This is a genomic window from bacterium, assembly GCA_021372775.1.
GTDB lineage: Bacteria > Acidobacteriota > Polarisedimenticolia > J045 > J045 > JAJFTU01.
On sequence record JAJFTU010000442.1, the window covers coordinates 1 to 6,491 of the forward strand.

A 6,491-nucleotide genomic window follows, 5' to 3' on the forward strand; every position below is an offset into this window, starting at 1 on the left:
TCGTAGCGGCTGCCGGCGGCGAGGTCGGTCGCCCAGTTGCCCGGGTCCATGTAGCCGACGGCGACCATCAGCGCCGGGCCGGCGACGGCCAGCCAGCGCCGCCAGCCGGGGCCGCCGGCCGGCACGAAGACCGACCCGTGCGCCTCGCGCAGCGACAGCCCCTCGCCGTTCCCGTTCCGCTTCTCCATCGCGCTCACTGTACCGGGAAAACCGGCCGGCGCGGGCGCGGCGGCGCCGCGGGCGAACGCCCCCGGCCGCGCGATCGCGCTCGGGCCGACGCCTCGGCGCGGGCGCGGCGGCGCGCCGCGCGCCGCGGCCGCCTCAGGTCGGCCGGTGCTCCCGCCCGGCGAGCACGCGGTAGAGCGAGGCGAGGGGCAACTCCGCCGGCGCGCGGCCGTCGGCGAGGTTGCGCCGCGAGACCGCCCGCGCGGCGCGCGCGGCGCGGGCCGACTCCTCGATGTTCCCGAGGCGGCGGTGGATCTCCTCCGCCGCGCGGTGGCTGCGCGCGACGAGGTCCGGGGCGCCGGCGGCGCGCGCCAAGGTCCGCGCCTCGACCAGCAGGCGCAGCGCGGCGGCGGCCCGGCGTCCGTCGGCCAAGGCGCGCGCCGCGGCCAGCAGCGCCTCGGCGCGGATGGTGCGGTCGGGGGAGAGGGCGGCGCGCGCCGCGAGCCGGCGCGCCTCCTCGGGGCGTCCGAGCCGGCGCAGCGCCTCGGCCCTGGCGAGGCCCCCGACGAGCTCGAGCGGCCCGTCGGCGGCGTCTTCGGCGGCCCCCAGCGCCGACTCGGCCTCCCGGGCGTCGTCCCCCTCGCCGGCGAGGAGGGCCAGCGCCTCGATCAAGCGCGCGGGGCGCGGCGCGCGCTCCGCGGCGGCCCGCGCGAGGGCGGCGGCGAGCCCCGGCTTCCGCGCTCCGAGCTGCGCGGCGGCGAGCAGGAGCCCCAGCGCCGGCTCGGCGCGCTTGAGCGGGCCGATGGCGAGCTGCAGCGCCTGCGCGCAGGCCGACCAGCGCCCGAGCGCCGCCTCGGCCTCGGCCCACGCCTCGAGCGTCGGGCGCGGCAGCGGCCTGACGCTCGTCCGCGCCGCGGCGCGGAAGGCGCGGGCGGCGGCGTCGGGGTCGGCGGCGGCGAGCGCCTCGAAGCCGCGCCGCTCGAGCGCCGGCGCGTCGTCGCCCTTCTTGTCGAACAACGCCGCCAGCCCGTCCACGACCGCCCCGGGCGGCTCGCCGACGGCGCGCATCAGGCAGAGAAAGCGGGGGAGGGCGAGGTCCGCCTGGCCGTTCTCGACCCGCGAGAGATGGGAGCGGGTGATCCGCATCCCCTCGGCGTCGCTCGCCTGCTCGACGTCGTCGAGCGAGAGGCGCCCCTCGCGGCGCACTTGTTGGAGGGCGCGCCCCACGGCGCGCCGAAGCTCGATCCTGCTGGCGGTCATCGCGGTTTTCCTCCCCCCGCGGCGGACACGGCGTTGCGGGAACGGGCGGAAGGTGACGCCGGCCGGCGCGGCCGCCAACCGGCCCCCGGGGCGGCGGCCGTCCGGCCCCGTTCGCGGCGCGGGACGAGGCGGCGCGGGCGCGGGAACTGTGTCCCCGCGGGCCGTCCCGGCGCGCGGCGAACCGATCCGCCGCACGACGGACGGGCGCGGCGGAACGCGCGCGGCCCGAAAAGAAAAGGCCGGGCGCGGGGCCCGGCCTTTCCGTGGTCTTCGACGAAGGCTCGATCAGAGCGGGCGGAACTTGGCGGTGAAGTGACGCAGGAACGGCGGCTGCTCGACGATCTCGACGCCGCGCAGTTCCTTGCGGCGCGCCGCGACCTCGCCGATCGCCTCGACGACGTAGTCCATGTGGGACTGCGTGTAGACGCGCCGAGGGATCGCCAGGCGGACGAGCTCCATCGGCGCCGGGATCTCCTCGCCCTTCTCGTTCTTCGCGGCGAACATCACCGAGCCGATCTCGCAGGCCCGGATCCCGCCGACGCGGAAGATCTCGATCGAGAGGGACTGGCCGGGGAACTGCAGCGCCGGGATGTGCGGCAGCATCGCCTTGGCGTCGATGAAGACGGCGTGGCCGCCGGGGGGCTCGACGAGCGGCACCGCCGCCTTGCGCAGCCCGGCCGCGAGGTACTCGGTCGAGGCGATGCGGTAGCGGAGGTAGTCCTCTTCGAGCGCTTCCTCGAGGCCGACGGCGATCGCGTCGAGGTCCCGTCCGGCGAGGCCGCCGTAGGTGAGGAACCCTTCGCCGAGGATCAGCGGGTTGACGAGCTGCGAGTAGAGCTCCTCGTCGTTCAGCGCGATGAACCCGCCCATGTTGGCGATGCCGTCCTTCTTGCACGACATCGTGGCCCCGTCGGCCAGCGAGAACATCTCCTGCGCGATGGCGCGCGGCGTGCGGTTGGCCTGTCCCTCTTCCCGCGTCTTGATGAACCAGGCGTTCTCGGCGAAGCGGCAGGCGTCGATGAAGAACGGGATGCGGTGCTTGCGGCAGACCGCGCTGACCTCGCGCAGGTTGGCGAGGCTGACCGGCTGGCCGCCGCCGCTGTTGTTGGTGACGGTGATCATCACCACCGGGATGTTCTCCCGGCCGACTTCGGCGATCAGCTTCTCCAGCGCCGCGACGTCCATGTTTCCCTTGAACGGCGCGACGAGCTCCGGCCGGCGCCCTTCGGCGCAGACGAGGTCCACGGCCTTGGCGCCGCGGGCCTCGATGTTGGCGCGGGTCGTGTCGAAGTGGGTGTTCGACGGGATCACCGAGCCGGGCTTGGCGATCGTGCCGAACAGAATCCGCTCCGCGGCGCGGCCCTGGTGCGTCGGGACGACGCGCTTGAAGCCGGTGATGCCGCGGACCGCCGCCTCGAACCGCTCCCAGGAGAGCGCTCCGGCGTACGACTCGTCGCCCTGCATCACCGCGGCCCACTGGGCGGCGCTCATCGCGCCGGTGCCCGAGTCGGTGAGAAGGTCGATCGTGATTTCCCGCGCGGGAACCATGAACAGGTTGTAGTGACTGCGGATCAGCGCTTCTTCGCGCTCTTCCGGCGTGCTCATTCCGATCGGCTCGACGCTCTTGATGCGGAACGGCTCGATGATGGTCTTCACTGCTGACTCCGGGACGCGCGGTGGGGGACGACTAGAATGGCCGCCCGGAGGCTCGCCGTCAAACGGCGGTCAGTTGGTGATCTGCCGCAGCCCGGCCCGGACGACCTTCAGTTCGCCGAGGAAATCGAAGACGCTCGGCGCGCGCCGCGCCGGATCCTTGGAGAGGACCCGCGCGACGAGATCCTCCAGCCCGCGCGGCACGCCCTGGCGGAGCGAGGAGAGGGCGGGGGGCTCGACTTCGAGCTGCTGCCGCAGCACCTCGGCGACGTTCTCCGAGGCGAACGGCTCGCGTCCGGCGATCAGGAAGAAGGCGAGGATGCCGAGGGCGTAGAGGTCGGCCCGGGCGTCGGCCGCCTGGCCGCGGATCTGCTCCGGCGCCATGTAGGCCGGCGAGCCCATCACGAGCCCTTCGCGCGTCAGGTGGACGTCCCCCTTGCGCGCGATGCCGAAGTCGCAGAGGTGCGGCCGTCCCTCGCCGTCCACGAGGACGTTCTCCGGCTTGACGTCGCGGTGGACGATGCCGAGGCGGTGCGCCGCGGCGAGCCCCTCGGCGACGCCGGCGACGACGTCGAGCGCCTGCCCGAGCGGGATCGGCCCGCGCGACGCGGCCCACTTCCGCAGGTCCACGCCGTCGATGTACTCCATCACGATGAAGCGCATCTCGCGCCACCGCTCGAAGGTGTGGACGCGGACGACGTTCGGGTGGTTGATCTGGCGGGCGAGCCGGATCTCCTGGATGAACCGCTTCTCGGTGTTCTCGTCGAGCGCGCCGGCGAGGACCTTCAGCGCCACCTTCTCGTCGAGCACGAGGTCCTTGGCGACGAAGACGGTCCCCATGCCGCCGCGGCCGATCTCCTTGAGGATCTCGTAGCGGTTGGCCATCAGCGCGCCGGGGAGCAGGTGCGTCCCGTGCAGGTCCTCGAGCAGCTTCTGCGCCGAGCCGGTGCGGCGCGAGCGGTCGGGCACGAGGCAGCCGGAGATGACGCGGCGCAGCAGTTCGGGCACGGGCCGCTGCGGATCGCGCGGGAACGGCGGCGGCGTCTTCCCGTCCGGCTCGCTCGCCGGCGGCGGGGCGCCGAAGAGCATCTCGTAGGCGACGACGCCGAGCAGGAAGACGTCGGACGACGAGTCCATCCGCTCGTGCGCGTCCACTTCCGGCGGCCGGTAGGAGGCGTCGGGGCCGCCCCAGTCGGCCTCGCGCAGCGCGAGGCCGAAGTCGACCATCTTCGCCTCGCCCGAGGGATTGACGTAGATCGTCTCCGGGCGCAGCGAGCGGGCGAGCAGCCCGAGCCCGTGGGCGTAGTCGAGCGCCTCGGCGAGGCGCGTGAAGATCTGCACCGCGCGCGGCACGTCGAGCGGCCCGTCCTGGCGCAGGATCTCGCGCAGGCTTCGTCCTCCGACGTGCTCCTCGACGAGATAGACGCCGGTGCCTTCGCGTCCGGCCTCGTAGACGCCGGCGATCGCGGGGTGGTGCAGGCGCGCGACGCGGCGGGCGTCCGCGAGGATCCGGTCGGCGGCCTTCTCGTTGCGGACGACGTCCGGCCCGAAGCGGCGCAGCACGACCGGCCGCTCCATCACCGTGTCGCGCGCGAGGAGCGCGGCGCCCGGCGCGCGGCCGGACAGCTCCCCCTCGACCGCGTAGCGCTCGGGGAGCCGCTGCGGGCGCTGCGGCCCGCTCGTCGCCTTCGCCGCGCCGGCGCGGTTCTCGAGCCGCTCGAGGCGCGCCGCGGCGTCGGCGAAGTTGAAGTCGATCGAGACCAGGCGGCGCAGCGCGTGCGTCGCCTCGCGGGCCCGGCCGGCGCGCTCCAGCGCCGCGGCGAGGAGGTAGAGCGCCTCGACGGCGTGCGGCGGATCCGGCTCGGTCGCCAGCGCCCGCTTGTACTGCTCCGCGGCCAGCGCGTCGTGACCCTTGAGCTCGAAGAGGCGGCCGAGCATCGTGCCGACCTGGTACCGCTCCTCCGGCTCCTCGGGGGAGAGGGACTGCAGGATCTCCACCGCTTCGTCGATGTTGCCGAGCTGCTCGTAGATCTTCGCCGCGTCGAGCTTGCGCCCGCCGTCGAGGTAGCAGCGCGCGGCGTCCTGCAGCGCGCCGGCCGCCTCGAAGCAGCGCGCCGCCTCGCGCATCGCCCCCGCCCGGCGGAACATCGCCGCGGCCTCGGGCAGGTTCCCCGCCCGCTCGTGCGCCGCCGCGGCCGCCGGCAGGTCGCCCGCCGCCTCGTGGGCCCACGCCGCCTCCGCGGAGCAGCCGAGCGCCTCGAGACACTGCGCCGCCTCGGCGGGACGTCCCGCCTCGAGGAACAGGCCCGCGGCCTCGCCCCAGCGGCCGGCGGCGTGATAGGCCTGCGCGGCGAGGAGCGGTTCGATCTTCTCCGGCGGCTGCCCCTCGGCGACCGTCGCCGCGCGTTCGGCTTCGCCCGCCGCGAGATACGCCTTGACCGCGCGCGCCGGCTGCCCGGCCCGTTCCCAGGCGCGGGCGGCGTCGGACGAGCGGCCGGACCGCTCGTACCACTTCGCGGCCCCGTCCGGATCGCCGAGCGAGAGGAGCAGGTGGGCGCAGCGCTGGGCGAGCGCCTGGATCTCGACCGTGTCCTGCGGCGCGATCCCCGCCTTGCAGAGGGAGTCGAGGCAGCGCGAGGCGCCGCCCGCCTCCCGCGCGTCCAGGAACAGCCGCGCGGCGCGGAGATAGTCCCCGGCGTGCTCGTAGAGCGGCGCCGCCTTGCCCGGACGCCCGGCGTCCGCGTGGATCTGCGCGGCGCGCCGCGACTGCCCGGCGTCGATGAACAGGCGCGCCGCCCGGTCGCGGTCGCCGGCGCGCATCGCCTGCTCGGCGGCCTCGAGCAGCATGCCGCCCAACTCGAAGTCGCGGGACGCGGCGGCGTAGTCGCCGAGCTGGACCGAAACCTCGCCGGCGGCGCGGTACAGCCGCCCCTTGCGGTACATCTCGAGGGCGCGGGGGAGGTTGCCGGCGAGCCGATAGAGGTCCCCCGCCGCGGCATGGTCGCCGCGCAGGGCCGCCCATCGAGCTTTTGCCGTCCACTCGCCCGCCATCGTCCTCTGCGTCCGCTCCGAAGATAGGTCCCGGCGCCGCCGGCGGTCCACGCCGTCAGCGCGGCACGAAATTGACCTCGACCTGCGTCCGCCCCCCCGCGGCGCGCGCCAAGAGCGCGACGGAGGCCCTCGCCCCCCGCGCCTGGCCGACGACCGCGCCGTCCGCGCCGACCGCGACGTCCTCGTCCTCGGTCGCGCCGAGCGACGGCCGCGCGGCGGCGAGCGCGGCGCGGGCCGCCGCCTCGGCGTCCCCTCCGGGCGCCTCGAGCCGGAACCAGACGACCCCCGCGGCGGGCGAGGCGTCGCCCTGCGCGACGACGCTCCAGCCGCGCGGCCAGGACGGCTGCGGCTTGAAGGGGACC

General features: G+C 75.4%; 5 protein-coding genes. All 5 read right to left on the reverse strand.

Going from position 1 to position 6,491, the window contains the following annotated elements:
- On the reverse strand, positions 1-188 hold a 188-nt coding region (locus LLG88_15110), incomplete at its 3' end, for a divalent metal cation transporter (protein MCE5248236.1).
- Positions 189-321: 133 nt separating this feature from the next.
- Positions 322-1,425, reverse strand: a complete 1,104-nt coding sequence (locus LLG88_15115; GenBank protein ID MCE5248237.1) for a helix-turn-helix domain-containing protein — start codon at positions 1,423-1,425, stop codon at positions 322-324.
- A gap of 285 nt (positions 1,426-1,710) precedes the next feature.
- The gene (locus tag LLG88_15120) at positions 1,711-3,081 is read right to left on the reverse strand and encodes a tryptophanase (GenBank protein ID MCE5248238.1); all 1,371 of its coding nucleotides are present in this window, start codon (positions 3,079-3,081) and stop codon (positions 1,711-1,713) included.
- 69 nt (positions 3,082-3,150) lie between these two features.
- Complete coding sequence (locus tag LLG88_15125) at positions 3,151-6,129, reverse strand: protein kinase (protein MCE5248239.1); 2,979 nt, start codon at positions 6,127-6,129, stop codon at positions 3,151-3,153.
- Positions 6,130-6,184: 55 nt separating this feature from the next.
- Positions 6,185-6,491, reverse strand: a 307-nt coding sequence (locus LLG88_15130; protein MCE5248240.1) for a hypothetical protein, incomplete at its 5' end; no start/stop codon positions are given.

Excerpts from the sequence above, each read along its gene's own strand:
- LLG88_15125 (MCE5248239.1), bottom strand. The coding sequence starts at position 6,129 with ATGGCGGGCGAGTGGACGGCAAAAGCTCGATGGGCGGCCCTGCGCGGC.
- LLG88_15115 (MCE5248237.1), bottom strand. The coding sequence starts at position 1,425 with ATGACCGCCAGCAGGATCGAGCTTCGGCGCGCCGTGGGGCGCGCCCTC.